The 26,611-nt window shown below is 59.3% G+C and carries 26 protein-coding genes; 16 read left to right on the top strand and 10 right to left on the bottom strand.

The features are described from left to right. Positions 1–276: 276 nt before the first annotated feature. From AC5SEM_RS22910 to trpE, 8 genes are all read left to right on the top strand, one after another. Positions 277–1,401 carry an ABC transporter ATP-binding protein gene (locus AC5SEM_RS22910; RefSeq protein ID WP_038363353.1) on the top strand — a complete coding sequence of 375 codons (1,125 nt, stop codon included), beginning with the start codon at positions 277–279 and terminating at the stop codon, positions 1,399–1,401. Positions 1,402–1,449: 48 nt separating this feature from the next. Beyond that, on the top strand, positions 1,450–2,493 hold the full coding sequence (locus AC5SEM_RS22905) for an ABC transporter substrate-binding protein (protein ID WP_016983607.1): 1,044 nt from the start codon (positions 1,450–1,452) through the stop codon (positions 2,491–2,493). A 194-nt stretch (positions 2,494–2,687) separates the two neighbouring features. Continuing rightward, entirely contained in the window at positions 2,688–3,935 is a 1,248-nt protein-coding gene (locus AC5SEM_RS22900; protein ID WP_122604300.1) for an ABC transporter permease, read from the top strand. Between the two features lie 12 nt (positions 3,936–3,947). Next, on the top strand, positions 3,948–4,772 hold the full coding sequence (locus AC5SEM_RS22895) for an ABC transporter permease (RefSeq protein WP_008027084.1): 825 nt from the start codon (positions 3,948–3,950) through the stop codon (positions 4,770–4,772). Positions 4,773–5,169: 397 nt separating this feature from the next. After that, entirely contained in the window at positions 5,170–6,318 is a 1,149-nt protein-coding gene (locus AC5SEM_RS22890; RefSeq protein ID WP_495471320.1) for an iron-containing alcohol dehydrogenase, read from the top strand. A 114-nt stretch (positions 6,319–6,432) separates the two neighbouring features. Beyond that, a complete protein-coding gene (gene rpe / locus AC5SEM_RS22885; protein WP_007918813.1) occupies positions 6,433–7,107 on the top strand; it encodes a ribulose-phosphate 3-epimerase in 675 nt (224 codons plus the stop codon). After that, positions 7,104–7,922: a phosphoglycolate phosphatase gene (locus AC5SEM_RS22880; RefSeq protein WP_137217350.1), complete on the top strand. Its 819-nt coding sequence runs from the start codon at positions 7,104–7,106 to the stop codon at positions 7,920–7,922. Before rpe ends, AC5SEM_RS22880 begins: the two co-directional genes overlap by 4 nt. A 71-nt stretch (positions 7,923–7,993) precedes the next feature. Continuing rightward, on the top strand, positions 7,994–9,475 hold the full coding sequence (trpE, locus tag AC5SEM_RS22875; RefSeq protein ID WP_137217349.1) for an anthranilate synthase component I: 1,482 nt from the start codon (positions 7,994–7,996) through the stop codon (positions 9,473–9,475). A gap of 174 nt (positions 9,476–9,649) precedes the next feature. Here trpE and estP read toward each other — a convergent pair whose 3' ends face one another. Further along, positions 9,650–11,557 carry an esterase EstP gene (estP, locus tag AC5SEM_RS22870; protein WP_495471319.1) on the bottom strand — a complete coding sequence of 636 codons (1,908 nt, stop codon included), beginning with the start codon at positions 11,555–11,557 and terminating at the stop codon, positions 9,650–9,652. 408 nt (positions 11,558–11,965) lie between these two features. Between estP and AC5SEM_RS22865 the strand changes: the two genes are divergently transcribed. From AC5SEM_RS22865 to AC5SEM_RS22850, 4 genes are all read left to right on the top strand, one after another. Further along, positions 11,966–12,559 (top strand): aminodeoxychorismate/anthranilate synthase component II, encoded by a 594-nt coding sequence (locus AC5SEM_RS22865; RefSeq protein WP_095050324.1) that lies wholly within the window; start codon positions 11,966–11,968, stop codon positions 12,557–12,559. Positions 12,560–12,568: 9 nt separating this feature from the next. After that, positions 12,569–13,618 (top strand): anthranilate phosphoribosyltransferase, encoded by a 1,050-nt coding sequence (gene trpD / locus AC5SEM_RS22860; RefSeq protein WP_077574752.1) that lies wholly within the window; start codon positions 12,569–12,571, stop codon positions 13,616–13,618. Then, entirely contained in the window at positions 13,615–14,451 is an 837-nt protein-coding gene (trpC, locus tag AC5SEM_RS22855) for an indole-3-glycerol phosphate synthase TrpC (RefSeq protein WP_212620929.1), read from the top strand. Before trpD ends, trpC begins: the two co-directional genes overlap by 4 nt. A 135-nt stretch (positions 14,452–14,586) precedes the next feature. Further along, positions 14,587–15,288, top strand: coding sequence for a lipoate--protein ligase family protein (locus AC5SEM_RS22850; protein WP_495471318.1), 702 nt, complete (start codon positions 14,587–14,589; stop codon positions 15,286–15,288). A gap of 9 nt (positions 15,289–15,297) precedes the next feature. On the opposite strand, the gene crp is transcribed toward AC5SEM_RS22850, so the two are convergent. Then, on the bottom strand, positions 15,298–15,942 hold the full coding sequence (gene crp / locus AC5SEM_RS22845) for a cAMP-activated global transcriptional regulator CRP (protein WP_008088598.1): 645 nt from the start codon (positions 15,940–15,942) through the stop codon (positions 15,298–15,300). Between the two features lie 237 nt (positions 15,943–16,179). On the opposite strand from crp, the gene AC5SEM_RS22840 reads away from it, so the two are divergent. Next, entirely contained in the window at positions 16,180–16,602 is a 423-nt protein-coding gene (locus AC5SEM_RS22840) for an OsmC family protein (RefSeq protein WP_003228794.1), read from the top strand. 237 nt (positions 16,603–16,839) lie between these two features. Then, on the top strand, positions 16,840–17,634 hold the full coding sequence (gene speD, locus AC5SEM_RS22835) for an adenosylmethionine decarboxylase (protein ID WP_034155105.1): 795 nt from the start codon (positions 16,840–16,842) through the stop codon (positions 17,632–17,634). Between the two features lie 107 nt (positions 17,635–17,741). On the opposite strand, the gene coq7 is transcribed toward speD, so the two are convergent. The 6 genes from coq7 to hemJ all read right to left on the bottom strand — a co-directional run bounded on the left by coq7 (position 17,742) and on the right by hemJ (position 22,317). Then, positions 17,742–18,389, bottom strand: coding sequence for a 2-polyprenyl-3-methyl-6-methoxy-1,4-benzoquinone monooxygenase (gene coq7, locus AC5SEM_RS22830; RefSeq protein WP_008077993.1), 648 nt, complete (start codon positions 18,387–18,389; stop codon positions 17,742–17,744). A gap of 199 nt (positions 18,390–18,588) precedes the next feature. Continuing rightward, positions 18,589–18,927, bottom strand: coding sequence for a histidine triad nucleotide-binding protein (locus AC5SEM_RS22825; protein WP_053124353.1), 339 nt, complete (start codon positions 18,925–18,927; stop codon positions 18,589–18,591). Positions 18,928–19,008: 81 nt separating this feature from the next. Next, the gene (locus tag AC5SEM_RS22820; RefSeq protein WP_077574749.1) at positions 19,009–19,797 is read right to left on the bottom strand and encodes an SDR family NAD(P)-dependent oxidoreductase; all 789 of its coding nucleotides are present in this window, start codon (positions 19,795–19,797) and stop codon (positions 19,009–19,011) included. Positions 19,798–19,858: 61 nt separating this feature from the next. Further along, the gene (locus AC5SEM_RS22815; RefSeq protein WP_116028300.1) at positions 19,859–20,809 is read right to left on the bottom strand and encodes a DUF805 domain-containing protein; all 951 of its coding nucleotides are present in this window, start codon (positions 20,807–20,809) and stop codon (positions 19,859–19,861) included. A gap of 78 nt (positions 20,810–20,887) precedes the next feature. Continuing rightward, positions 20,888–21,856, bottom strand: coding sequence for an NAD(P)H-dependent flavin oxidoreductase (locus AC5SEM_RS22810; RefSeq protein ID WP_495471317.1), 969 nt, complete (start codon positions 21,854–21,856; stop codon positions 20,888–20,890). Positions 21,857–21,888: 32 nt separating this feature from the next. After that, the gene (gene hemJ / locus AC5SEM_RS22805) at positions 21,889–22,317 is read right to left on the bottom strand and encodes a protoporphyrinogen oxidase HemJ (protein WP_077574746.1); all 429 of its coding nucleotides are present in this window, start codon (positions 22,315–22,317) and stop codon (positions 21,889–21,891) included. 132 nt (positions 22,318–22,449) lie between these two features. On the opposite strand from hemJ, the gene argC reads away from it, so the two are divergent. Together argC and erpA are read left to right on the top strand one after the other, a co-directional pair. Beyond that, positions 22,450–23,484, top strand: coding sequence for an N-acetyl-gamma-glutamyl-phosphate reductase (gene argC, locus AC5SEM_RS22800; RefSeq protein WP_495471316.1), 1,035 nt, complete (start codon positions 22,450–22,452; stop codon positions 23,482–23,484). Between the two features lie 168 nt (positions 23,485–23,652). Continuing rightward, positions 23,653–24,003: an iron-sulfur cluster insertion protein ErpA gene (gene erpA, locus AC5SEM_RS22795; protein WP_008077999.1), complete on the top strand. Its 351-nt coding sequence runs from the start codon at positions 23,653–23,655 to the stop codon at positions 24,001–24,003. Positions 24,004–24,076: 73 nt separating this feature from the next. Here erpA and AC5SEM_RS22790 read toward each other — a convergent pair whose 3' ends face one another. Together AC5SEM_RS22790 and AC5SEM_RS22785 are read right to left on the bottom strand one after the other, a co-directional pair. Then, positions 24,077–25,168 (bottom strand): anhydro-N-acetylmuramic acid kinase, encoded by a 1,092-nt coding sequence (locus tag AC5SEM_RS22790; RefSeq protein ID WP_212620932.1) that lies wholly within the window; start codon positions 25,166–25,168, stop codon positions 24,077–24,079. A 3-nt stretch (positions 25,169–25,171) separates the two neighbouring features. After that, positions 25,172–26,590: a peptidoglycan DD-metalloendopeptidase family protein gene (locus tag AC5SEM_RS22785; protein WP_495471315.1), complete on the bottom strand. Its 1,419-nt coding sequence runs from the start codon at positions 26,588–26,590 to the stop codon at positions 25,172–25,174. Positions 26,591–26,611: the final 21 nt, after the last annotated feature.

Below are 26,611 nucleotides of genomic sequence, written 5' to 3'. Positions count from 1 at the left end.
CACTGCTATCGCGAGCAGGCTCACTCCTACAAGGGATCTCCTCAGCCTTCGGGGAATGTGGGCATATCTGTTAGCGACAGCCGCTTTTGCTTGTTCTTGCAGCTTGCAGCTCAACCCTCGCCACTGCCTTATCCATGAGCGCCATCCTTGTAGGGCAATCCCTACCCCCAACCTTCCATCCGGCTGAGGCGATTCTCTCCTGCGCCCCGATTTGCGCGGCTGTCAGCAACCACTAGGCTTAATCCACAAGCAGTCATCAACAACAAAGGTGTGGGTATGAGCCAGGTCGATACAAACGCAGGGGCCAGTGATGTGCTGGTCAGCTTTCGTGGAGTGCAGAAGAGCTACGACGGCGAGAACCTGATCGTCAAAGACCTCAACCTCGACATTCGCAAAGGCGAATTCCTCACCCTGCTCGGGCCGTCCGGTTCCGGCAAGACCACCAGCCTGATGATGCTCGCCGGTTTCGAAACACCGACCGCCGGCGAGATTCTGCTGGCCGGGCGCTCGATCAACAATGTGCCGCCGCACAAGCGCGACATCGGCATGGTGTTCCAGAACTACGCACTGTTCCCGCACATGACCGTGGCGGAAAACCTCGCGTTCCCGCTGACCGTGCGTGGCCTGAACAAAAGTGATGTCAGCGACCGCGTGAAGAAAGTCCTCAGCATGGTCCAGCTCGATGCGTTCGCTTCGCGCTATCCGGCGCAACTGTCCGGCGGTCAACAGCAACGCGTGGCACTGGCCCGTGCGCTGGTGTTCGAACCGCAACTGGTGCTGATGGATGAACCGCTCGGCGCCCTCGACAAACAACTGCGTGAACACATGCAGATGGAGATCAAACACCTGCACCAGCGCCTCGGCGTGACCGTGGTCTACGTGACCCACGATCAGGGTGAAGCGCTGACCATGTCCGATCGTGTTGCGGTATTCCATCAGGGTGAAATCCAGCAGATCGCCCCGCCGCGCACCCTTTACGAAGAACCGAAAAATACCTTCGTCGCCAACTTCATCGGCGAAAACAACCGCCTCAACGGTCGCCTGCTCAGCCAGAGCGGCGAGCGTTGCGTGGTCGAGTTGGGTCGTGGCGAAAAGGTCGAGGCGCTGGCGGTCAACGTCGGCCAGACCGGCGAACCGGTGACCCTGTCGATCCGTCCGGAGCGCGTCAGCCTAAACGGTTCGAGCGATCAATGCGTTAACCGCTTCTCAGGGAGGGTGGCGGAATTCATCTATCTGGGCGACCACGTCCGGGTGCGCCTGGAAGTCTGCGGCAAGACCGACTTCTTCGTGAAACAACCGATTGCCGAGCTCGATCCCGCGCTCGCGGTCGGTGACGTGGTACCGCTTGGCTGGCAGGTCGAGCACGTTCGCGCGCTTGATCCGCTTTTAGAGGCGAACTGATCGCCCCGGCAATACCAACACCAACCCTGCACGTGGAGAGAACAATAAATGTTGAGATCCCTGAAGTTCACCGCCCTGACCCTGGGCCTGATGGGTGCGGCAAGCGCAATGGCCGCTGGCCCGGATTTGACCGTGGTGTCGTTTGGCGGGGCGAACAAGGCGGCGCAAGTCAAAGCCTTCTATGCACCGTGGGAAGCGGCAGGTAACGGCAAGATCGTCGCCGGCGAATACAACGGCGAAATGGCCAAGGTCAAAGCCATGGTCGACACCAAGAGCGTGTCGTGGGATCTGGTCGAAGTTGAATCACCAGAGCTGTCCCGTGGCTGCGACGAAGACATGTTCGAACAACTCGACCCGGCGCTGTTCGGCAAGACTGAAGACTACGTCAAAGGCGCGATTCAGCCATGCGGCGTGGGCTTCTTCGTGTGGTCGACCGTACTGGCTTACAACGCCGACAAGCTGAAAACCGCACCGACCAGTTGGGCGGATTTCTGGGACACCAAGAAATTCCCGGGTAAACGTGGCCTGCGTAAAGGTGCCAAGTACACCCTCGAATTCGCTCTGATGGCCGATGGTGTGGCGCCGAAAGACGTCTACAAAGAGTTGGCGAGCAAGGGTGGCCAGGATCGCGCGTTCAAGAAGCTCGATGAGCTGAAACCGAATATCCAGTGGTGGGAAGCCGGCGCGCAACCGCCGCAATACCTCGCTTCCGGCGACGTGGTGATGAGCTCGGCCTACAACGGTCGCATCGCGGCGGTGCAGAAAGAATCCAACCTGAAAGTGGTGTGGAACGGCGGCATCTACGACTTCGACGCGTGGGCCATCCCGAAAGGTCTGGACGCCAAGCGTGCGGAAGCGGCGAAGAAGTTCATCGCCTACTCGGTGCAGCCGCAGCAGCAGAAGACCTACTCGGAAAACATCGCCTACGGCCCGGCCAATACCCAAGCCGTACCGCTGCTGGCCAAGGATGTCCTGAAAGACATGCCGACCACCCCGGAAAACATCGCCAACCAAGTGCAGATCGACGTCAGCTTCTGGGCTGACAACGGCGAGCAACTGGAGCAGCGCTTCAACTCCTGGGCGGCGAAATAAGCCGAACCTGGTGAGGGTGGGCTTGCCCACCCCTGTGGGAGCGAGCCTGCTCGCGAAAGCGGTAGATCAGCCAGCATGGATGTTGAATGTGCTGGCCTCTTCGCAAGCAGGCTCGCTCCCACAGGTAGCGGTGTTTCAACATAGCAGCGGTGGTTCGCCACCTCTGTAACGATCAAAGATTTGCGGAGTACGTCATGGCCATCGCCGTTCCCCTGAACGAGGGCAACAGCCCCACCTTGAAGCAGAAGCTCAAGCGCGCCGAGCGGGTCAACCGCTGGAAGGCTCAAGCGCTGATTGCGCCGCTGGTGCTGTTTCTGTTGCTGGTGTTTCTGGTGCCGATCGTGGCGCTGCTCTACAAAAGCGTCGGCAACCCCGAAGTGGTTGGCGGCATGCCGCGCACCGTGGCGGCCATCGCCAGCTGGGACGGCCGCGGCCTGCCCGCTGAACCCGTCTACAAAGCTGCCGGCGAAGACCTCGCCGAAGCGCGCAAAAACCAGACGCTGGGCGATTTGTCCAAGCGCTTGAACATGGAGTTGGCCGGCTATCGCAGCCTGTTGACCAAAACCGCCCGGGCGCTGCCATTCGCCAGCGAACCGGCCTCTTATAAAGAAGCGCTGGAAGCTCTCGACGAACGTTGGGGCGACCCGGCCTACTGGCAAGCGGTCAAACGCAACACCAGCAGCATCACCCCGTATTACTTGCTGGCGGCTGTCGATCATCGTATCGACGATCTCGGCGAAATCGCCCCAGCCACCCCGGATCAGGCGATCTACCTAGACATCTTCGCCCGCACCTTCTGGATGGGTTTGGTCATCACCGTGATCTGCCTTCTGCTCGCCTATCCACTGGCCTACCTGCTGGCGAACCTGCCCTCGCGGCAAAGCAACCTGCTGATGATTCTGGTGCTGTTGCCGTTCTGGACATCGATTCTGGTGCGCGTCGCTGCGTGGATCGTGCTGCTGCAATCGGGCGGCCTGATCAACAGCGGTCTGATGGCCATGGGCATCATCGATAAACCGCTGGAACTGGTGTTCAACCGCACCGGCGTATACATCTCGATGGTGCACATCCTGCTGCCGTTCATGATCCTGCCGATCTACAGCGTGATGAAAGGCATCTCGCCGACCTACATGCGCGCGGCGATCTCCCTCGGCTGCCACCCGTTCGCCAGTTTCTGGCGGGTGTACTTCCCGCAGACCTATGCCGGTGTTGGCGCCGGTTGCCTGTTGGTGTTCATCCTCGCGATTGGCTACTACATCACCCCGGCGCTGCTCGGCAGCCCGAACGATCAAATGGTCAGCTACTTCGTCGCCTTCTACACCAACACCAGCATCAACTGGGGCATGGCCACCGCGCTGGGCGGGCTGTTGTTGCTGGCGACTGTCGTGCTTTATCTGATTTACAGCTGGCTGGTCGGCGCCAGTCGCCTGCGCCTGAGCTAAGGGGAATTCGAGATGCTGAGTCCTTACATGTCGCCCATTGAACGGGTGTGGTTCTACAGCCTGCGGATCCTCTGCGGCCTGATTCTGTTGTTTCTGATTCTGCCGGTGCTGGTGATTATTCCGCTGTCGTTCAACTCGGGGAGTTTTCTGGTCTATCCGCTGCAGGGTTTTTCGTTGCACTGGTATCAGGATTTCTTCGCCTCGGCGGAATGGATGCGCGCCCTGAAGAACAGCATCATCGTCGCCCCGGCCGCGACAGTGCTGGCAATGGTCTTCGGCACGCTGGCGGCGATTGGCCTGACTCGCGGCGACTTCCCCGGTAAAGCGCTGGTGATGGCGTTGGTGATTTCGCCGATGGTGGTGCCGGTGGTGATCATTGGTGTGGCGAGTTATCTGTTCTTCGCGCCGTTGGGGCTGGGCAACAGTTTCTTCTCGTTGATTGTGGTGCACGCGGTGCTGGGTGTGCCGTTTGTGATCATCACGGTGTCGGCGACGTTGCAGGGTTTCAATCACAATCTGGTGCGTGCCGCCGCGAGTCTGGGGGCTTCGCCGCTGACCGCGTTCCGTCGGGTGACCCTGCCGCTGATTGCGCCGGGAGTGATTTCGGGGGCACTGTTTGCCTTTGCGACGTCGTTTGATGAAGTGGTGGTGACGTTGTTTCTGGCCGGGCCTGAGCAGGCGACTTTGCCTCGGCAGATGTTCAGCGGGATTCGCGAAAACCTGAGTCCGACGATTGCGGCTGCGGCGACATTGTTGATTGCCTTCTCGGTCATCTTGCTGCTGACGCTGGAATGGCTGCGTGGCCGTAGCGAGAAACTGCGCACTGCTCAGGTTTAAGGGCTAGATCAAAAGCTTACCCCCTCACCCCAGCCCTCTCCCCCAGGGGGGCGAGGGGGAAAGGGAGCAGATCTTCATGGTTATCAAAACCTGAGTTCGACTCGATATCGCAAGTCGGTGCACCTCTCCCATCCACCTCGGTCAGTCTTTTTACCTTCGGGGGAAGGGAGCAGATCGTTGTGCTTTTCAAAACCTGAGTTCGACTCGGTATCGCACGTCGGTGTACCTCTCCCATCCACGTCGGTCAGTCCCCTTTCCCTTTGGGAGAGGGCTAGGGTGAGGGGCTCTTGCTTTTGCTCTCGTCTGCGATGGGTCATTCACCACCTGAATAGCAGACAACCCCAAATCCCCAGCTAATCTTGTGCCCAGCTCCCACATCTATAAGAGGCTGCGCACGATGAGTCTGTCCCAGTTCAAAATCGCCCACAAACTGATCACCGGCGCCGCCGCCATCGAGCAATTGGCCGCCGAACTCAGCCGCCTCGACATCGACAACCCCCTGATCGTCACCGACGCCGCGCTGGTCAAATCCGGCACGGTCGAGCTGGCGCTGGTGCAACTCGGTGGACGCGACTACGAGATTTTCGACCGCGTGCTGCCCGATCCGGAAATCGCCATCGTCGAAGACTGCATGCGTGTTTACCGTGAGGGCGGGCATGACGGCTTGATCGGCCTCGGTGGCGGTAGCGCCATCGACATCGCCAAAAGTGTTGCTGCGTACGCCGGTTACCACGGCGCACTGGAAGATCTGTTCGGCGTCGATCAAGTGCCGCGCAAGGGCCCGCCGCTGATCGCCATCCCGACCACCGCCGGCACCGGTTCTGAAGTCACCAATGTCGCAATCCTTTCGGACAACGTCGCGCAACTGAAGAAAGGCATCGTCAGCGACTTTCTATTACCGGACGTGGCGCTGGTCAGCCCGCAGATGACCCTGACCTGCCCACGCAGCGTCACCGCCGCCAGTGGCGTCGACGCACTGGTGCACGCCATCGAATCCTACCTGTCGGTGAATGCCTCGCCGATCACCGATTCGCTGGCCATCGGCGCCATCAAGCTGATCGCCAAAGCCCTGCCCAAGGCCTACGCCAACGGCGCCAACCTGCAAGCCCGCGAAGACATGGCCACCGCCAGCCTGATGGCCGGTATGGCGTTCGGTAATGCCGGGGTCGGCGCGGTGCATGCGCTGGCGTATCCGCTGGGCGGGCGCTTCAACATTGCCCATGGCGTGAGTAACGCCTTGCTGCTGCCGTATGTCATGACCTGGAACAAGATGGCCTGCGTCGAACGCATGCAGGATATTGCCGAAGCGATGGGGGTGAAGACCGCTCATCTGAGTGCCGCCGAAGCAGCGGACAAAGCCGTGCAGGCGATGAGCGATCTGTGCGCGGCCGTGGAAATCCCGGCCGGGCTGCGCAGTTTCGGTGTCCCGGAAGAGGCGATCCCGGCGATGGCCGTGGAAGCGGCAGGGATCGAGCGGCTGATGCGCAACAACCCGCGCAAACTCAGCGCCGTGGACATCGAGAAGATCTACCGCGCGGCGTATTGAGTCAGCGTCGGTCATCCGTCATGGCACAACCCAATCATCGCGGTCACGGTGCGCGCTTGGAAACTTGAGGTATACAATGCGCGCCATCGTGATTTAGCTCAGAAAAGGTGCGTCATGCAGCCCTTCGTAATTGCTCCGTCGATTCTCTCCGCCGACTTCGCCCGCCTCGGCGAGGAAGTCGACAACGTTCTGGCCGCTGGTGCCGACTTCGTTCACTTCGACGTCATGGACAACCACTATGTGCCGAACCTGACCATCGGTCCGATGGTCTGCGCGGCATTGCGCAAGTACGGCGTCACCGCGCCGATCGATGCGCACCTGATGGTCAGCCCGGTGGATCGCATCGTTGGCGACTTCATCGAGGCCGGCGCCACCTACATCACCTTCCACCCGGAAGCCACGCTGCACGTTGATCGCTCGCTGCAGCTGATCCGTGAAGGCGGCTGCAAATCCGGTCTGGTGTTCAACCCGGCGACCCCGCTGGACGTGCTCAAGTACGTGATCGACAAGGTCGACATGGTCTTGCTGATGAGCGTCAACCCTGGCTTCGGCGGGCAGAAATTCATTCCCGGCACCCTCGACAAACTGCGCGAAGCGCGGGCGATCATCGATGCCTCGGGCCGTGATATCCGTCTGGAAATCGACGGCGGCGTCAACGTCAACAACATCCGCGAAATCGCCGCGGCTGGCGCTGACACCTTTGTCGCTGGCTCGGCGATCTTCAATGCGCCGAACTATCAGGAAGTCATCGATAAGATGCGTTCCGAACTGGCGCTGGCTCGCCCATGAGCGGATTTGAGCAGCTGTTCCCGGGAAAACTGCCACGGCTGGTGATGTTCGATCTGGATGGCACGCTGATCGACTCGGTTCCAGACCTGGCAGCGGCGGTGGACACCATGCTGCTCTCCCTCGGCCGTCAACCGGCGGGCATCGATTCGGTGCGCGAATGGGTTGGCAATGGCGCGCCAGTCCTGGTGCGCCGCGCGCTGGCCGGCGGCATTGATCATTCAGCGGTGGATGACGTCGAGGCCGAGCACGCGCTGGAAGTATTCATGGACGCCTACGGCGCCAGCCATGAGCTGACCGTGGTCTATCCCGGCGTGCGCGACACCCTCAAGTGGCTGCACAAGCAAGGCGTGGCGATGGCGCTGATCACCAACAAACCGGAGCGTTTCGTCGCGCCGCTGCTGGATCAGATGAAAATCGGCCGCTACTTCAAGTGGATCATCGGTGGCGATACCTTGCCGCAGAAGAAACCGGATCCGGCGGCGCTGTTCTTTGTCATGAAAATGGCCAACATCCCGGCCTCGCAATCGTTGTTCGTCGGCGACTCGCGCAGCGACGTACTGGCGGCGAAAGCGGCGGGGGTCAAATGCGTGGCACTGAGTTACGGCTACAACCATGGCCGGCCAATTGCCGAAGAATCGCCGGCTTTGGTGATCGACGATCTGCGCAAGCTAATTCCCGGTTGCCTCGGTTCGGCCGCTGAGATAACGTTGCCCGACGCTTCTCACTCCCATTCTGGAAACGCCATCGTGGTGGTCACTCGCAAACTCTGGATGAAAGTCATCAAGGCCCTGGCCCGCTGGCGTTGGCGCGCCTGACTTGTTCCTGGCCGGCCTGCCGGCGCGTTTGCATACCTGACTGATTTGCCCCTCACTCCACGAGGCACCTTATGATCCGCGAAGAATTCCTGCGCTTGGCCGCTGACGGCTACAACCGCATTCCGTTGGCCTGCGAAACCCTGGCCGACTTCGACACGCCGCTGTCGATCTACCTGAAACTGGCCGACCAGCCCAACTCCTACCTGCTCGAATCGGTGCAGGGCGGCGAGAAGTGGGGCCGTTACTCGATCATCGGCCTGCCGTGCCGCACTGTGCTGCGGGTTCACGACCATCACGTCAGCATCACCGTTGATGGTGTCGAGACCGAAAGCCACGATGTTGAAGATCCGTTGGCGTTCGTTGAAACCTTCAAGGCGCGCTACAACGTGCCGACTATCGCCGGTCTGCCGCGTTTCAACGGTGGTCTGGTCGGATACTTCGGTTATGACTGCGTGCGTTATGTCGAGAAGCGCTTGGGCAAATGCCCGAACCCGGATCCGCTGGGCGTACCGGACATTCTGCTGATGGTTTCCGACGCTGTCGTGGTGTTCGACAACCTCGCCGGCAAGATGCACGCGATCGTGCTGGCCGACCCTGCGCAGGTGGATGCCTTCGAACAAGGTCAGGCGCAACTGCAGGCATTGCTGGAGAAACTGCGCCAGCCGATCACCCCGCGCCGTGGCCTGGATTTCAGCAAACAGCAATCCGCTGATCCAGTGTTCCGCTCCAGTTTCACCCAAGACGATTACGAAAAAGCCGTCGACACCATCAAGGAATACATCCTTGCCGGTGACTGCATGCAGGTCGTGCCGTCGCAGCGCATGTCGATCGACTTCAAGGCTGCGCCGATTGATCTGTATCGCGCGCTGCGTTGCTTCAATCCGACGCCTTACATGTACTTTTTCAACTTCGGCGACTTCCATGTTGTTGGCAGTTCGCCGGAAGTGCTGGTGCGCGTTGAAGACAACCTGATCACCGTGCGTCCGATTGCCGGTACTCGCCCTCGTGGCGCGACCGAAGAGGCGGACGTGGCGCTGGAAGAAGATCTGCTGTCGGATGACAAAGAGATCGCCGAGCACTTGATGCTGATCGATCTCGGTCGCAACGACACCGGCCGCGTTTCGGAAATCGGCTCGGTGAAGCTCACCGAGAAAATGGTCATCGAGCGTTATTCCAACGTGATGCACATCGTCTCCAACGTCACCGGCCAGTTGAAAGAAGGCCTGACGGCGATGGACGCGCTGCGAGCGATTCTGCCGGCCGGCACCTTGTCGGGCGCCCCGAAGATTCGCGCGATGGAAATCATCGACGAACTGGAGCCGGTCAAGCGTGGCGTCTACGGTGGGGCGGTCGGTTACTTCGCCTGGAACGGCAACATGGACACCGCGATTGCCATTCGCACGGCAGTGATCAAGAACGGCGAGCTGCACGTGCAGGCTGGCGGCGGCATCGTTGCCGACTCGGTGCCGGCCCTGGAATGGGAAGAAACCCTGAACAAACGCCGCGCGATGTTCCGCGCCGTGGCCCTGGCCGAGCAAACCCCGCAAGCTTGAGCAGCTTGCGCAAAACCCTGTGGGAGCGAGCCTGCTCGCGAAGGCGTTGTGTCAGCCAACATTAATGGCGACTGACACACCCTCTTCGCGAGCAGGCTCGCTCCCACAGTGGGCTTTGTGCTCGGCAATAAAAAAGCGGCGCCTGTGAGGGCGCCGCTTTTTTGTGCCTGCGAGTTAGAAGTCCAGCACAACCCCGACATTAACGCCCTGCTGGGTAAAGTCATCATCCTTGCGCAACGAATAACCGCCACGCAGCGCCAGATCCGCCGTGAGCTTGTGGCTGACGCCCAGGCTCAAGCGATTCAAATGGCTCTGCGGCGTATAACCCTCAAGCTTGAAGTCGTTGGCCGGCAGAGTATTAAGTGCAATACGCACCTTCTGCACGTCATCTTCGTACTCACGCTCGTGAGCGTACTCGCCGAACACCTGCGTTTGCGGGGTGATGTTGTATTTGCCCTGCAAGCCCAACCCCAGACGTTTCGAATCGCGAGTCTGATCATCGAAGGTCAGCGCTGTGGCGCGGTTGCTCTTCTCTGAATAGCCATCGACATCAACGCTGGCGTAGTCAGCGCTGACGAATGGCGACAGGTGCCACTCGCTGCCCGGCTGGGCAATGTCATAACCGACACGGGCGCTGAAGGCCCAGAGGCTGCCGTCGGTGTCGCCTTTTTCTGCGCCTTCGCTGGCACCGAGATCGAACTTGCGCTTGAGGTTGTCGTAGTCGAGTTTGCCGCCGGTCAACGCCGCGTCAGCCCACCAGCGATTTTGCTGGTACTGGGCAAATGCCGTAGCCATATAGCTATTGAGTTTGTAGTCCGAATCGTTATGGCCGGCCTCCAGGTTCTGCCGGTAGAAGCCGCCTGCCACGCCGACGCGCCAGGCCTCATTCAAACGATAACTGCCGCCGACGTTGAGGTTGTAACCGCTGCCATCGGCGCTGGCGCCGCTGCTTTGGCTGTCGACATCCAGATGCTGGCCACCCGCGGAAACAATCGCGCGCCATTGGCCGACCGCTTGCCAGTTCTCCCAGTCCGCTTGCCATTGGTTGCGCAGTTCGTCTTGGTGCGCGCGTACGGTGGCGTGGGCCATTTCCGGTAACAGCGTCAGTTCCCACGGTGCGGCGAGCAGGGAGTAGGCATAGTCGGAGATCAGTTTTTGCCCGGCTTCCGTCGGGTGTACGCCGTCGTTGTAGATCAGCTTGGTCGGATCCGGCGTTGCACTGTTGATCCCGTAACGGGCGTTCTCGGTGCAGCTATTGCCACTGAAGCAGGTCGCGGTCAGGTTCTGATCGGTCGCGAGGCCAAAACGTCCTGGATCGGCAAACACTTCCGACAGCAGCACCGGAATGTTCAGCGGAATGATCTCGGCGTTGATGCCTTGCAGGCGCGTAACCAACTGACTGTTGAACTGGGTGGCGAGTTGGCTGCTGAAAGCTTGCAGTGGCGTACCGTTGATGGCCGGCGTCAGCCCCACATCAGGCAACAGCCAGACCATCACGTATTTGGCGCCGGCGGTTTGCAGGGTTTGCACGCTGTCGGCCAGTCGATCGGCGGCGGCGTTGGCTTGCGGCAGGCTGAGAATGCGCCCTTGCAGGAAGTCGTTGCCGCCGCCGGAAATGTAATACAGCGCATTCGGATCGGCGCGGAAGCCATTCGATGGCAGGTAACCGGCGCGAGTGCGTTCACCGGTAGCGGATTGCGTGGTGATCGAGTCGAGGATCTGGTCGGTACGATAGCCGCCCACCGCCCAGTTGTTACCGTCCGGTTGGCCGTTTTCGGCGCGCACTGCAGAGCTGGAAGAGGCTGTCTGATCTGGCGAAAAGCCAAGGCGTCCGCCGAGCAACTGCGTGGAGTTCAATGAATACAGTTCGCCGCTGCCATCCTGATACACCGGCCCGGTCCGGTTGGTGTAACGCTCGGTGGAGCCGGCCGGTCCGCCGGCGTCGGTGAAGGTACCGGCATCATTGAGGCTGTCGCCAAACACAATGAAACGGGAATAAGGATTGGGCGCTGCATTGGCCTGAGCACAAGCCAGTGCGAGCAGGCAGCCAGCCAGCGGTACAAACAACGTCTGTTTGATCATGAGCAAGTCCGTTTATTTATTGTTGTAGGTGAACGAAACGACAGTACCAAAAACTCCCGGCGTTTTGCCATCGGTCGCGAATCCTCCCCTGGATTTATCCCCCAAAGGCCCGGCCATATTGCACGCTCCGCCCAGCTAAGTTACTGTGCCGGAACGTATGAACGAGACCTCCCCCGTGTTGATCACCAGCAAACTTCTGGATCAAGTCATCAAGGCACACGCCCGCTGGCGTTGGCGCGCCTGAATCTTTTCTGCCGGCCCCGCCGGATCTGTATCGCTTTGCCTTCCTTGCCTGTTTGAAATGCCGCTGTGCCGCCGCGTCTTCCTGCGTCCGACATCGTGCAGCGCCCTGCGGGCAAGTGATCTGAAGGCTGTTTTCAAATCAGAATTCAAGAGGTTCGAAACGCCATGTTGCTGATGATCGACAACTACGACTCCTTTACTTACAACGTTGTGCAATACCTTGGCGAGCTGGGTGCCGAGGTCAAAGTCGTGCGCAACGACGAATTGACCATCGCCGAAATCGAAGCCCTCAAGCCTGAGCGCATCGTGGTATCGCCAGGCCCGTGCACGCCGACCGAAGCCGGCATTTCCATCGAAGCCATCAAGCACTTTGCCGGCAAGCTGCCGATCCTTGGCGTCTGCCTCGGCCACCAGTCCATCGGTCAGGCCTTTGGCGGCGATGTAGTGCGTGCGCGTCAGGTAATGCACGGTAAGACTAGTCCGGTATTCCACGAGGACAAGGGCGTTTTCGCCGGTCTCAATCATCCGCTGACCGTCACCCGTTACCACTCGCTGATCGTCAAGCACGACACTTTGCCCGATTGCCTGGAACTGACTGCGTGGACCCAACACGACGACGGTTCAGTCGACGAAATCATGGGCCTGCGGCACAAGACCCTCAACATTGAGGGCGTACAGTTCCACCCCGAGTCGATCCTGACCGAACAGGGTCATGAACTGTTTGCCAACTTCCTCAAACAAACCGGCGGCACGCGCTAAGGACTTCCCATGAATATCAAGACAGCCCTGAGCCGTATCGTCGATCACCTCGACCTCAGCACCGAGGAAATGCGCGATGTGATGCGCGAAATCATGACTGGCCAATGCAGCGATGCGCAGATCGGCGCGTTCATGATGGCCATGCGCATGAAGAGCGAGAGCATCGACGAAATCGTCGGTGCCGTGTCGGTGATGCGTGAGCTGGCCGATCAGGTCGAACTGAAGACCCTTGATGGCGTGGTCGATGTGGTCGGTACCGGCGGTGACGGCGCGAACATCTTCAACGTGTCGACGGCTTCTTCGTTTGTCGTCGCGGCAGCCGGTTGCACGGTGGCCAAACACGGCAACCGCGCGGTGTCGGGCAAGAGCGGCAGCGCCGACTTGCTGGAAGCGGCTGGCATCTATCTGAACCTGACGCCGGTGCAGGTCGCCCGTTGTATCGACAACGTCGGCATCGGTTTCATGTTTGCCCAGACTCACCACAAAGCCATGAAGTACGCCGCCGGCCCGCGCCGCGATCTCGGCCTGCGCACACTGTTCAACATGCTCGGCCCGCTTACGAATCCGGCCGGTGTGAAACATCAGGTAGTGGGCGTATTCAACAAGGCGCTGTGCCGGCCATTGGCCGAAGTCTTGCAGCGTCTGGGCAGCAAGCATGTGCTGGTGGTGCACTCGAAGGACGGCCTGGATGAATTCAGTCTCGCCGCACCGACCTTTGTCGCCGAGCTGAAAAACAACGAGATCAGCGAATATTGGGTCGAGCCGGAAGACCTCGGTATGAAAAGCCAGAGTCTGCATGGCCTGTCGGTCGACGGCCCGGAAGCCTCGCTGGCGCTGATCCGCGATGCCCTCGGCAAGCGCAAAACCGAAAACGGCCAGAAAGCCGCCGAAATGATTGTCCTCAATGCCGGTGCAGCGCTGTACGCCGCCGACGTGGCGAGTAGTTTGAAACAGGGCGTGGAGCTTGCGCACGACGCCTTGCACACCGGTCTTGCTCGGGAAAAACTCGAGGAGCTGGGTGCCTTTACCGCGGTATTCAGAGTGGAGAATGAGGGATGAGTGTACCGACGGTTCTGGAAAACATTCTGGCGCGCAAAGTTCAGGAAGTCGCCGAGCGTAGTGCTCGCGTCAGCCTGAGCGAGCTGGAAAGTCTGGCCAAGGCGGCCGATGCACCCCGTGGTTTTGCCCAGGCATTGCTGGCGCAAGCCAAGAAGAAGCAGCCTGCTGTGATCGCCGAAATCAAAAAGGCCTCGCCGAGCAAAGGCGTGATCCGCGAGAACTTCGTTCCCGCCGACATCGCCAAAAGCTACGAGAAGGGCGGGGCGACTTGCCTGTCCGTACTGACCGACATCGATTATTTCCAGGGCGCCGATGCGTACCTGCAACAGGCCCGGGCCGCGTGCAAACTGCCGGTGATCCGCAAGGACTTCATGATCGATCCGTACCAGATCGTCGAAGCCCGTGCGCTGGGCGCCGACTGTGTGCTGTTGATCGTCTCCGCGCTGGACGACGTGAAAATGGCCGAGCTGGCCTCGGTCGCCAAAGGCGTTGGTCTTGATGTGCTGGTTGAAGTGCACGATGGCGATGAGCTGGAGCGCGCATTGAAAACCCTCGACACGCCGCTGGTGGGTGTCAACAACCGTAATCTGCACACCTTCGACGTCAGCCTGGAAACCACCCTCGATCTGCTGCCGCGCATTCCGCGCGATCGTCTGGTGATTACTGAAAGCGGCATCCTCAACCGTGCCGATGTCGAGTTGATGGAAATCAGTGACGTGTACTCGTTCCTGGTCGGTGAAGCGTTCATGCGCGCGGAAAATCCGGGCACTGAACTGCAGCGACTGTTCTTCCCGGAGCGTGGCACTTCGATCAGCGGTTCGACCCTCGACTGATTCGCTTCAGACCGAGTCGACGCCATCGCGAGCAGGCTCACTCCTACACTTGGATGCGTTCCCCCTGTAAGAGTGAGCCTGCTCGCGATGGGTTCATCGAAACCTCTGAAGATTTCCATATAGCCGGAGCCTTCCATGCCGCTGCCAACCCCCCTGACCATCGAAGCCGGCCTGCAAGCCGAACAGGATTTGCTGGCCTCGGTCTGCGCCGGCGACTCTGAATTCGGCCTGCTGTTCTGGCAACCCAGCGATCGCGCCCTGGTCATGCCACGCCGCCTCAATCGCCTCCCCGCGTTCGACCACGCCTGTGAAGTCTCCGCCGCTGCCGGTTGGCCAGTCCTGCTGCGTGAAACCGGCGGCGAACCGGTCCCGCAATCTGCCGCGACAATCAACATCGCCCTGGTCTACGCGCCACCGCGCAGCGAAGGCGACCTCAATCGCATCGAAACCGGCTACCACCGTCTCTGCGATCCGATCTGTCAGTTACTGGATGAATTGGGCGGCACATCATCGTTGGGCGAAATCGATGGCGCATTCTGCGACGGTCGATTCAACGTCAACCTCGATGGCCGCAAAATGGTCGGCACCGCGCAGCGCTGGCGCCAGAGTCAGGGCGGACAGCGTCCGGTCGGTCTGGTGCATGGTGCGATGCTGATGGATAACGAGCGCGAATCGATGGTCGCCGCGGTCAATCGCTTCAACGAAGCGTGCGGCCTGGGGCAGCGGGTACGGGCTGAAAGCCACATTGCCCTGCATGAGAAATTCAACGCGCCACAGGCCTTGGCGCGTCTCGATGAGCTGTTTCGTCTGATGCTGGCGCAGATGTACAGCGCCTGATATTCGGGCTTAGCGCGTACCAAAGACCACCATGGTCTTGCCTTTGACATCGACCAGGTTGCGTTCCTCGAGATCCTTGAGCACGCGACCGACCATCTCCCGCGAACAACCGACAATCCGGCCGATTTCCTGACGGGTCACCTTGATCTGCATGCCGTCAGGGTGGGTCATCGCATCGGGTTGTTTGCACAACTCAAGCAAGCAGCGCGCGACTCGACCAGTTACGTCGAAGAACGCCAGATCGCCGACCTTGCGCGTGGTGTTGCGCAGGCGTTGTGCGATTTGTCCGCTGAGCACGTAAAGAATGTCCGGATCCTGCTGCGACAACTCGCGGAACTTGGCGTAGCTGATTTCTGCTGTTTCGCATTCAACCTTGGCCCGCACCCAGGCGCTGCGTTCCTGTTCTTGACCCGCTTGCTCGAAGAGGCCCAGTTCACCGAAGAAATCCCCGGCGTTGAGGTAGGCGATGATCATCTCGCGACCATCGTCGTCCTCGATCAGGATCGTTACCGAACCCTTGATGATGAAGTACAGCGTGTCCGAGCGATCGCCTGCACAAATGATGTTGCTCTTGGCCGCATGGCGACGGCGCTGACAATGCATCAACAGCTTGTCGAGGTTCTTGATTTTGGGTGTGGGGGTAATAGCAACCATGGTTGTATCCCGAAAAGACTGCACGGTGATGTTTGATTTTTTTATGAGGCGCTGAAGGCGGTCGCTACACAGCTGGCATGGGCGCCAGCGAATTGGCGCCAGCTTAACAGACACTTCGTCGAAAATTCGAGAAATTACCTACGTCGTAGAGGCATCCGTCCTAGGATCAGCGCTCGCTGTCAGGCCGGGGCGCTGTGCTAAGCTGGCGACCCTTTTTTCTACAGTGGAGTCTTGGCGATGAAGGCACGCATCCAATGGGCTGGCGAAGCCATGTTCCTCGGCGAATCCGGCAGCGGTCATGTCGTGGTGATGGACGGTCCGCCGGACGCCGGTGGTCGTAATCTGGGTGTTCGCCCGATGGAAATGCTTCTGCTGGGTGTCGGCGGTTGCAGCAACTTCGACGTGGTCAGCATTCTGAAGAAGTCCCGCCAGGCCGTTGAAAGCTGCGAAGCCTTCCTCGAAGCCGAGCGCGCGACTGAAGATCCAAAGGTGTTCACCAAGATTCACATGCATTTCGTGGTCAAGGGCCGTGGCTTGAAAGAAGCCCAGGTCAAGCGCGCCATCGAGTTGTCCGCCGAGAAGTATTGCTCGGCCTCGATCATGCTCGGCGCGGCCGGCGTGGCAATCACCCACGACTACGAAATCGTCGAACTCGGTTGATCCGACATTCAACTATCATAAAAGCAGTGCAGACTCTGGCGATCCCCCGCTGACGTCTGCATAATGCGCCACTTTTTTCAGGGCAGTGATCGGTCAGCCGACGGATCAGCCGCCTGAACAGATAACCAAAATCGCCATCGCGAAGAGGTGTTAACCGTCCTACGCAGGTGCGTTGTTCGCACTTGACGGGCATGCTTGATCACGCGGCTGCGCCGCATACATAGAGAGTTTTTAACGGTGAAAAGCAAACTCAAGCTCCACGGGTTCAATAACCTGACAAAGACCTTGAGCTTCAACATCTATGACATCTGCTACGCGGAAACCCCGCAAGACCAGCAGGCTTACGTCGAGTACATCAATCAAGAGTACAACGCGAAACGCCTGACGCAGATTCTCACAGAAGTTGTCGAGATCATTGGTGCCAACATCCTGAACATTGCCAGTCAGGACTATGAACCTCAGGGCGCCAGCGTCACGATCCTGATTTCTGAAGAGCCGGTAACCCCGACTGAAAGCCAGATTGAAGAATCGCCGGGCCCGTTGCCCGAAATTATCCTGGCCCACCTCGACAAGAGCCACATCACGGTGCACACCTACCCGGAAATCCATCCGGACGACGGTATTGCAACGTTCCGTGTGGACATCGATGTGTCGACTTGTGGTGTCATTTCACCGCTGAAAGCGCTCAATTTCCTCATTCACCAGTTCGATTCGGACATCGTGACTGTGGATTATCGTGTGCGCGGCTTCACCCGTGACGTTGAAGGCAACAAGCACTTCATCGACCACGAGATCAATTCGATCCAGAACTACCTCTCCGAAGACACCCGCGACGCGTACCAGATGACCGACGTGAACGTGTACCAGGAAAACCTGTTCCACACCAAAATGCTGCTGAAGAACTTCGAACTGGATAACTACCTGTTCGGCGACGCCACCAGCAATCTGTCTTCCGAGCAGCGCGCTCAGGTGACCGACCGGGTGAAACACGAAATGCTCGAAATCTTCTACGCGCGCAACATGCCGACCTAAGATTCCCGGGCACAAAAAAGGCGACCTTTCGGTCGCCTTTTTCAATTCTGCCACCCCCTGTGGGAGCGAGCCTGCTCGCGAAGGGGCCCTTTGCAGCAATACCGTTCTCAGATCCGATAAGTACTCTTGGTCATCACCTTGGCCAGAATACTCATCCCGAACTTCACAGGTGCCGGAAAACGGAACCCCCCAGCCTCCAGCGCACTTTCCGCATGATGTTCTTCATCAATGCGCATCTGCTCCAGAATCGCACGGGACTTCTCGTCCTCCGCTGGCAACTGCTCGAGATGTTCGTTCAAGTGCTTGCACACCTGATGTTCAGTCGCCGCGACAAACCCGAGACTGACCTTGTCGCTGATCAATCCGGCCACTGCGCCAATCCCGAACGACATGCCGTAAAACAGCGGATTCAAAACGCTGGTATGGCTGCCCAACTGGTGAATGCGCTGTTCGCACCACACCAGATGATCAATCTCTTCCTCGGCGGCGTGCTCCATGGCCTCGCGTACCTGCGGCAGCTTGGCAGTCAAAGCCTGTCCCTGATACAGCGCCTGGGCGCAGACTTCACCGGTATGGTTGATGCGCATCAGACCGGCGACGTGGCGGGTGTCTTCGTCGCTCATCTGCGTGTCCGGTTGCAAAATTGCTGGCGATGGACGGTACGGCTGGCCACTGAAGGGCAGCAGGGTACGCATCGCGGCATCGGCTTGCAGCAGAAGACGGTCAATTGGCGAGTAGTGACGTTGGGTAGTCATGCTGACCTCCGGGAAGAATCTCGGCGGCCAGTTTAACCGAATCGGCCGGGGGAAGGTTTGCGCTGGGTCATTTGCTGCGCGGTCATGCTTTTTTGTGGGAGCGAGCCTGCTCGCGAAGGCGGAATGTCAGGCACTGATACATTGGATGTGCCGAAGACTTCGCGAGCAGGCTCGCTCCCACAGGGGGATGGGGTACGGATCAGCCCGGTGGCCAGTTCATCTGCCGCTGACCGAGTACGTGCATGTGAATGTGGTAGACGGTTTGCCCACCCTTTTCATTGCAGTTCATCACCACGCGGAAACCGTCTTCGCAGCCCAGCTCCAGCGCCAGGCGCTGTGCAGTGAAGAGGATATGCCCTGCCAGTGCCTTGTCGTCTTCGGTCAGGTCATTGAGGGTGCGCACCGGTTTTTTCGGGATCACCAGGAAATGCACTGGCGCCTGCGGGGCGATGTCGTGGAACGCCAGAACCTGGTCGTCCTCGTAAATGATCTTGGCCGGGATTTCCCGGTTGATGATCTTGGTGAACAGAGTATCCACTGCTGTTTTCTCCGTTGTTTGGGCTGGTCTGAGTGTACGCAGGGCGGCTTATCCCGCCCAGTGTTTTACCTGTAGGGCATTTCAGCGAGGGCAGTAAGCCTTGTTGACCATGCCGACAATGGTGCGATTAAGCCAGCGCGAACCGAGTCGCGGCAAAAACGCGAACCAGCGATTGCGTCGTCCCGGAATGATGATCGCCCGGTTCTTGTCGAGGGCGCGCACGGTGTACAGCGCGACTTCCTCGGGGCTCATCAGCAATTTGCTGTCTTTGAGTTTTTCGCTGTTGAGCTGTGCCGTGCGGAAAAATGCCGTGCGTGTCGGGCCTGGGCAGAGCACCGAAACCTTCACCGCGCTTTGTTTTAGTTCGACCCGCAAGGCTTCGGAGAAGTGCAGCACATAGGCCTTGCTGGCGTAGTAAGTGCTCATCCATGGGCCGGGATTGAACGCGGCCACCGAGGCGACATTGAGAATCTGCCCGCCACCCTGCAACGCCATGCTGTTGCCGATGGCGTGGCAGAGGCGGGTTAGGGCGAGGATGTTCACTTCGATCAGGTCCTGCTCGGTCATCCAGTCCTGCGCGAGAAACGGGCCGCAGGTGCCGATACCGGCGCAATTGACCAGCAAGTCGATTTGCCGGTCACCTTCTTCGAGTTCCAGCAGGAAGCCGGACAGACGCAATGGCTCGCCCAGATCGCAGGCGCGGAACAGTACCTCGACGCCAAAACGCTGGGTCAACTCGATCGCAATGCTTTCCAGCTGATCACGCTGTCGGGCCACCAGAATCAGGCTGCGGCCACGCCGGGCCAGTGCCTCGGCCATCGCCAGGCCAATGCCGCTGGAAGCGCCGGTGATCAGTGCGTAACGGGTCATGCAATTCTCCATCGCAACAGCTCCGCGCCGGCGACGCGGGTGTCACGGCGGGGAGCGCTGTTCATTCTTTCGCAGAGTCTACAGGGGCCTGCGCCGCTTCGGCTGCCTCGTCGGCGTAATCCGCAGGCGCTTGGACCTCTACTTCGACTTCATCAGTGGTCACCGAGCCACTTTCGTAGCTGCTTTCCAGATTGCTTTCATATTCCTGCTGGATGGCCGAGATCCCGCCAAGCATGCCGCCGGCGAACACCAGCGCGAAGAACACGATCCACAGGGAGCACAGCACTTTCACGGCAGTGCTGTTGGGAGGTGGGGGAGGGCCGTAACGGTTGGCGCCGGTATTGCCCGGCACGACCATGATCACCAGCGGAAAGAAACTGCCCACGAATGGCACCAGGTTCAGTAGCCAGAGCCAGCCCGACCAACCGATGTCGTGCAGGCGCTGAATGCTGAACAGGATGCTGACAATCAGGAAAGCGATAAACAGGAAGAACGCAAAGATCCCGCCGATGATCAGACCGGTGGTGGAGTCGCCGGCGACCAGTCCCAAAGCCAGCAGGGCGAACACGCCGACAATGGGCAAGGTCACCAGGCTCAGGACCATTGTCCACGCCAGAAAACGCAGGCGTCCGATTCGGCCTTCGACGCTGAATGGCTTGAGCGTGGCGAACTCCGCCTGGCTTTCGCCAACGCTTGCGCGAGGCGGTGCATACGGCGAGTCCGGTTCGGCCACAACGGCGGTGTGCTCATGGACATCCGCCAGGTTCAGCTCGATTGCCGTTTCAGCTTCAATGCGTGCGTCGATCCCGGTTTTGCTCAGCGCTTGCAGATAGGTCTGCGCATCGCTGTGGGACAAATCACGCTTGAGCGCGACGCTGCGGCCACTGAACAGGCGTTCGATCGCGGCCACATCGCTTTTGAACAGATCCGCCAGATTGAGTTTGGCAGTGGTGATATCGACACCGGGCTGTAGAGCACCGTCGAACACGATCTTGTAACGGGGTTCGCTCATGGCCGAGGCATCCTTGTCGCGAATAAATTGAAAGGTCAGCAGTGTAAGGCCAGCCCAGCGGGGCTGACCCGATTTTTCTTAGCGCGGCCAGCGTTGCGGTAGCTGGGCTGCGCGTTCCTGTGCCTGGCGATACTCGGCGTCCAGCCGTGCGATCAATTGATCCACACTCGGCAGGTCATCGATCTGCCCTACGCCTTGACCGGCCGACCACACGGTTTTCCAGGCTTTGGCCTCATCGCTGATCGGCTTCAACTTGTCACCGAAATTCACTTCGCCTTTGCCTTGCAGAGCAGCCATATCGAAACCGGCCGCCTCCAGGCTCTGACGCATAAAACTCGCCGGCACTCCCGAGACCGCTGGAGTATGGATGATGTCCGAAGCCTTGGCTGTCAGCAGCATCTCCTTGTAGGCGTCAGGCGCATGACTTTCCGTGGTGGCGATAAATCGCGTACCGAAGTAGGCCAAATCCGCGCCGAGCAGCTGTGCGGCGAGAATCTCGTGACCGTGGTTAAGACATCCTGCAAGCAACAGGGTTTTATCGAAAAACTCTCGGATCTCGGCGATCAGCGCAAACGGACTCCAGGTCCCGGCATGTCCCCCGGCGCCAGCCGCCACGGCGATCAAACCGTCGACACCCGCCTCGGCCGCTTTCTCGGCATGTCGGCGAGTGGTGACGTCATGGAACACCAGGCCTCCATAACTGTGTACCGCGTCGACCAACTCCTTCACCGCGCCGAGGCTGGTGATGACGATTGGCACTTTGTGCTCGACGCAAATGTTCAGATCCGCCTGCAAGCGCGGGTTGCTGTTGTGCACGATCAGGTTCACCGCGTAGGGCGCCGGGTTCTCCAGTGTCGCAAGTCCCGCTTCGATCTGTTCCAGCCAGGCTTTGAAGCCGCTGCTTTCGCGCTGGTTCAAGGCCGGAAAGCTGCCGACCACGCCATTGCGGCAGCAGGCGAGCACCAGCTCCGGGTTGGAAATCAGAAACATCGGCGCCGCTACTACTGGCAGACGCAGACGTTGTTCGAGCAAAGCGGGCAGCGACATTATGAACACCCCAAGATCTGTACTTGTTGAAGTTAGAACGGCTTGACCACGACCAGAATTACGATAGCCAGCAATATCAGAACCGGCACTTCATTGAACCAGCGATAAAAGACATGGCTGCGGGTGTTTTCGCCACGGGCAAAACGTTTTACCTGCGCGCCGCACATATGGTGGTAGCCGATCAGCAAGACGACGAGGGTCAGTTTGGCGTGAATCCAGCCACCCATGCTGAAGATGCTCGGGTTGAGATAGATCAGCCAGCCGCCAAATATCAGCGTGGCGATCATCGCCGGGCCCATGATGCCGCGATACAACTTGCGCTCCATGATGCTGAAGCGTTCTTTGCTGAGCGTGTCTTCGCTTTGCGCGTGATACACGAACAGACGCGGTAAGTAGAACAGCCCGGCAAACCAGCAAACGACGCTGACAATGTGAAAAGCTTTGATCCATAGATAGAGCATTTTTAGTTATTCCAGGTTCACGGTAAGCCGGATAGTAGAGGCTTGAGCGTCCGCACGTCACCTTGACGGTTGTCGCAGGGCCGCGCGGCCCCTATTATCGACGGCTTTCCAGTGGTTCTTTGAGGGCAGGTTATGGTCAAGGTCGGTATCGTCGGCGGCACGGGTTACACCGGTGTCGAACTGCTGCGTCTGTTGGCGCAGCATCCGCAGGCAGAAGTGGTTGTCATCACTTCCCGATCCGAGGCCGGCCTGCCTGTGGCTGACATGTACCCGAACCTGCGCGGTCACTACGACGGCCTCGCCTTCAGCGTACCGGACATCAAGACGCTCGGCGCTTGTGACGTAGTGTTCTTCGCCACACCACACGGCGTTGCTCACGCGCTGGCGGGCGAATTGCTGGCAGCGGGCACCAAGGTCATCGACCTGTCAGCCGACTTCCGTCTGCAAGACGCTGAAGAATGGGCCAAGTGGTACGGTCAGCCGCACGGCGCGCCCGGGCTGCTGGACGAGGCGGTTTACGGTCTGCCGGAAGTCAATCGCGAGCAGATCAAGAAAGCTCGCCTGATCGCCGTGCCGGGTTGCTATCCGACAGCGACGCAGTTGGGTTTCCTTCCTTTGCTTGAAGCAGATCTGGCCGATACTTCGCGTCTGATCGCCGACTGCAAATCCGGTGTCAGCGGTGCCGGTCGCGGTGCGGCTGTAGGCTCGTTGTACTCCGAGACGTCGGAAAGCATGAAGGCCTACGCGGTAAAAGGTCACCGTCACCTGCCGGAAATTCGTCAGGGTCTGCGTCGTGCAGCGGGTAAGGATGTCGGTCTGACCTTCGTTCCGCACCTGACCCCGATGATCCGTGGCATTCACTCCACGCTCTACGCGACCGTGGTTGATCGTTCGGTGGATCTGCAGGCGCTGTTTGAAAAGCGTTATGCCAACGAACCGTTCGTCGACGTGATGCCGGCCGGCAGCCATCCGGAAACCCGTAGCGTGCGTGGCGCCAACGTTTGCCGTATCGCCGTTCACCGTCCGCAGGATGGCGATCTGGTGGTGGTGCTGTCGGTGATCGACAATCTGGTCAAAGGCGCGTCGGGCCAGGCGGTACAGAACATGAACATTCTGTTCGGGCTGGACGAGCGCTTCGGTCTGTCCCACGCCGGTATGCTGCCGTAACATTTTAAACGGCAGAGCGAAAAGGCCCGTCTGACGGGCCTTTTTGCATTCTGATCAGCTCGTCGGGTTTATTGATATACCGTAACAATAGTTGACCGATTTTCTCGGACAAGCGGATAATGCGCGTCATCACGCATTATGGCGGCGTAACGCCGGGAGATAGTCAGCATGAGCGTCGAATCCTTCACCCCCACGGCTTTGCAATTCACCCACGGTGCCGCGCACAAGGTGAAGAGCCTGGTCGATGAAGAGGGGAATGATCGCTTGAAGCTGCGCGTATTCGTTACGGGCGGCGGTTGTTCAGGGTTTCAGTACGGTTTCACCTTCGATGAAGATGTGGCCGAGGACGACACCATCGTCGAGCGCGAAGGCGTGAGTCTGGTGGTGGATCCGATGAGCTTTCAGTACCTGGCCGGTGCTGAAGTGGACTACCAGGAAGGTCTGGAAGGTTCGCGCTTCGTGATCAAGAACCCGAACGCCACCACGACGTGTGGTTGCGGGTCTTCGTTCTCGATCTGATCGCGCCGCGCTTCAGATAACAAAACGCCGCAGAGCCTTACGGTTCTGCGGCGTTTTGCTGTGTGCGGTTTAATCAGGCCGGGTAGATGGCGCCGAGGACACGAAGACCGCGAGCGCCGGTGACGCTTGGGCGGTTGGCGGCGATGCCTTCAAGGCAGCAATGGGCGAGCCAGGCGAAGGCCATGGCTTCAACCCAGTCCGGATCAACGCCGTGAGTGGCGGTGCTGGCGACCGTTGCGTTTGGCAGCAGGTCGGCCAGGCGCTTCATCAGTGTGGCGTTGTGCGCACCGCCGCCGCAGACCAACAATTCCTGAGTGTCGGATTGAGCGCTTTGCAGCGACTCGATGATGGTCAATGCGGTCAGTTCAAGCAGCGTGGCCTGCACATTCTCAGCGGCAAAGGTTGGCAGGCGTGAAAGGTGTTGTTCCAGCCATGGCAGGTTGAACACTTCGCGGCCGGTGCTTTTTGGTCCTTTGGTAACGAAGAACGGATCGCTGAGCAGTGACTGCAACAGGGTTGGCTCAATAGTGCCTGATTTCGCCCATTCGCCATTGCGATCGTAGTTTTCGCCGCGCTGCTGCTGAATCCAGGCGTCCATCAGCACATTCCCCGGGCCGCAGTCGAAACCGGCTACAGGTTTGGTCGGCTCAATCAGACTGAGATTGCTGAAACCGCCGACATTCAAGACGGCCTGATTGCCGGTACGCTCTTCGAACAAAGCTTCATGGAACGCGGGAACCAGCGGAGCGCCTTGGCCACCGGCTGCGACGTCGCGGCTGCGGAAGTCGCTGACTACGGTAATACCTGTGAGTTCGGTCAGCAGGGCAGGGTTGCCGATCTGCACGGTGAAACCGCGCGCCGGTTCATGGCGGATAGTCTGGCCGTGGCTGCCGATTGCACGAATGTCTTGGGGTTTGAGTTGCTGCTGGTCGAGGAGGGTATGAATGCCCTGCGCAGCGAGCGTCACCCAGTTCTGTTGGGCAATCGCCGAACGGGCGATTTCGTCGGGGCCGCTGGCGCACAAGCCAAGCAGCTCGGCGCGCAGGGATTCAGGCATGGGAATGTAGTGCGTGGCGATCAGCTTGATCGCCGAGGTCTGTTCGATCAGGGCAATGTCCAGACCGTCGAGGCTGGTTCCGGACATTACGCCGATATACAGGGCCATGACTTAGCGCTTGCTCGAAGCCAGCATGGTGGCCTTCTCTTGATCCATGCGCGCCATCAACGGTTGGCTCTGTGCAAGGAAGCGCGCACGTTCGGCTTTGGCAATCGGATCAGCCATTGGCAGCTTCTGGCCCAGCGGGTCGACGTGAACGCCGTTGACCTGGAACTCATAGTGCAAGTGCGGACCGGTCGAGAGGCCGGTGGTGCCGATGTAGCCGATGACCTGGCCCTGTTTCACGGTACCGCCAGTCTTCACACCTTTGGCGAAGCCTTGCATGTGGCCGTATAGCGTGCGGTAAGTGTTGCCGTGCTGGATGATCACGGTGTTGCCGTAGCCACCACGACGCCCGGCGAGCAGCACTTTACCGTCACCGGCAGCCTTGATTGGCGTACCGCGTGGCGCAGCGTAATCAACGCCTTTGTGGGCGCGGATCTTATTGAGGATCGGGTGTTTGCGGCCCATGGAGAACTTCGAGCTGATGCGGGCGAAATCCACCGGAGTTCGGATGAATGCCTTGCGCATGCTGTTACCGTCAGCGGTGTAGTAGCTGCTGTTGCCTTGTTTATTGGTGTAACGCACGGCGGTGTAGGTCTTGCCGCGATTGGTGAAGCGGGCGGACAGGATCGGGCCATTGCCGACGGCTTTGCCTTTGACCACTTTCTGCTCGTAGATCACATCGAATTCGTCGCCCTGGCGGATGTCTTGAGCGAAGTCGACGTCGTAGCCGAAGACGCTGGCCATATCCATGGTCAGGCTATGGGAGAGGCCGGCACGGGCCGCGGATTGTGAAAGCGAGCTGTTGATCACGCCGTGTACGTAAGCGGTGCGAACGGTGGGTTTTGCGGTAACCCGGTTGAAGGCATAACCCTTGTCATTCTTGGTCAGGGTGATGGTTTCGACGTCGCTGACCTTGCTGTGCAGGCTGGTCAGTTGGCCTTCTGGGTTCAATTCGAATTCGAGTTTCTGGCCGTGCTTGAGCTGGCTGAACTGTTTGGCTTGTTTGTCGCTGGCCAATACTTCATGAACGGAGGCGGCAGGCAGGCCGACCTTTTCGAACAAGGTCGATAGTGTATCGCCTTTGGCAACGATGACTTCACGATGACCTGGCGCTTTTGGCTTTTCAGCGGCTGGTGCCGGTGCTGCTTCAGCGGTTTGTGCGGTGTTTTCGTCAGTGTTTTCGATTTGAGCAAACGGAGAAGCTACTGGCTCATTTGTGGCTTGAGCCGCGTCAGCAGCGTCTTGATCTTGTGTCAGTTGTTCAGCAGGACTTTCCAGTTCAAGACTCAGGGTCGTCTTTTTGGCTTCAACATCACTGGAAGGGAATACCAGGAGTGCCAGGCTAAGAAGGGCGGCGATTCCACTTGCGGCAAGCAGGTGGGTCTTCGGGTAAAGCGGCGGCGCTTTAGACGGTTCTGTGGTCATAGGTAATTTTGACTTTGAAAA

It is taken from the genome of Pseudomonas sp. CH61, from assembly GCF_059429415.1.
Note: the sequence above shows the minus strand (reverse complement) of the source record. Positions and strands in the feature narration are given on the sequence as shown.